Raw genomic sequence first — 421 nt, forward strand, 5'->3', positions numbered from 1 at the left:
AAAATATGTTCTCTCATTGCTTCAAAAATACAAATTTGACTCATGCTCATCAATGAAAACTCCTATGTCCTCTTCTATAAAACTTGACTCTGATCCATCAGGTAAATCTGTAGATGCCAAGTTATATAGAGGCATGATTGGTTCTTTATTGTATTTGACCTCCAGCAGACCTGATATAATGTTTTCCACATGTTTATGTGCAAGGTATCAATCTTGTCCAAAAGAATCTCATTTATCTGCTGTGAAAAGAATCTTTAGATACTTGAAAGGCACACCAAGTTGGGCCTTTGGTATCCCAAAGATTCTGGTTTCTCTCTAATTGGTTACTCAGATGCAGATTTTGGAGGGTGCAAGATTGACCGGAAAAGCACGTCCGGAGGATGTCAATTACTGGGTGGAAGGTTAGTTAGTTGGTCTAGTA

The 421-nt window shown here is 38.0% G+C and carries 1 protein-coding gene; it reads left to right on the forward strand.

The genetic code is table 11. From position 1 onward, the window contains the following. The coding region (locus DZ860_RS25470) for a hypothetical protein (RefSeq protein ID WP_207890694.1) at positions 1 to 319 on the forward strand (319 nt) is incomplete at its 5' end. Positions 320 to 421: the final 102 nt, after the last annotated feature.

This window comes from Vibrio sinensis, assembly GCF_003605645.1.
GTDB lineage: Bacteria > Pseudomonadota > Gammaproteobacteria > Enterobacterales > Vibrionaceae > Vibrio > Vibrio sinensis.